Annotated in this window: 1 protein-coding gene; it reads left to right on the top strand. The window is 74.6% G+C overall.

The window, feature by feature from the left end; translation table 11 throughout:
• Positions 1–154: 154 nt before the first annotated feature.
• Positions 155–1,143 (top strand): serine/threonine-protein kinase (locus FGF04_RS39365; RefSeq protein ID WP_149516187.1); only part of this gene is annotated, 989 nt, incomplete at its 3' end.

Genomic DNA, 1,143 nt, shown 5'->3' on the forward strand with positions numbered 1-1,143 from the left:
AGCCGGTGCCGGTCCGACCCCGGACCCGTCCCCCGTCCCGGTCACCGGACCGGCACCGGCTGTTACGGAACCGTAGACCCCGCTCCGGCCACCGCCCCGTCGCGCCGCACTATCCTCGGGCTGTCGCAGTCGTACGGGGGAGGGCGGCGTTTCGATGGAGAAACTCGGGCCCGCGGATCCGCACCGGATCGGCGCGTACCGGCTGCTGGCCAGGCTGGGCGCGGGCGGTATGGGCCAGGTGTACCTGGCGCGTTCCGACCGCGGACGGACGGTCGCGGTCAAGCTCGTACGCAGGGAACTCGCCGAGCAGGAGGAGTTCCGCGCCCGGTTCCGCCAGGAGGTGCGGGCGGCCCGGAGGGTGGGCGGGTACTGGACGGCGCCGGTGCTCGACGCCGACACCGAGGCGGCCGTCCCCTGGGTGGCCACGGGCTATGTGGCGGGGCCCTCGCTGGAGGAGGTCGTTGGCCACGACCACGGCGCGCTCCCGGAGCGTTCCGTACGGATCCTCGCGGCCGGCCTCGCCCACGCGCTCAAGGACATCCACGCGGCCGGGCTGATCCACCGCGACCTCAAGCCGTCGAACGTCCTCGTCACGATCGACGGCCCGCGCGTCATCGACTTCGGTATCGCCCGCGCCCTGGAGACGGTCGCCGACGCCGGTCTCACCCGCACCGGCGCCGTCGTCGGCTCGCCCGGCTTCATGGCCCCCGAGCAGGTCCGCGGCGACCGGATCACCCCCGCGTGCGACGTCTTCTGCCTGGGCTCGGTCCTGTCGTACGCGGCCACCGGGGCCCTGCCGTTCGGTTCGGCCGGCAGCGGCGGGCACGCCCTGATGTTCCGCATCGCCCAGGAGGAGCCGGACCTGGAAGGGGTCCCGGAGGGCATCGCCGACCTCGTCCGGCAGTGCCTGCGCAAGGACCCCGCCTCCCGCCCGACCCTCGACGACATCCTGCGGCGCACGGGGGCGGAGGACACGGTCTCGGACGGCCGCAGCCGCGACCCCTGGCTGCCGGGCATGCTGGTCGCCCAACTGGGCCGCCACGCGGTCCGCCTCCTGGACACGGAGGACCCGGACGTCTCGTCCGGCCCCGAGGCCCGTCCGGCGTCCACCCCCACAGCCCGTCCGGCGTTTGAGGACAAAGG

It is taken from the genome of Streptomyces apricus, assembly GCF_008369065.1.
GTDB classification, from domain to species: Bacteria; Actinomycetota; Actinomycetes; order Streptomycetales; family Streptomycetaceae; genus Streptomyces; species Streptomyces apricus.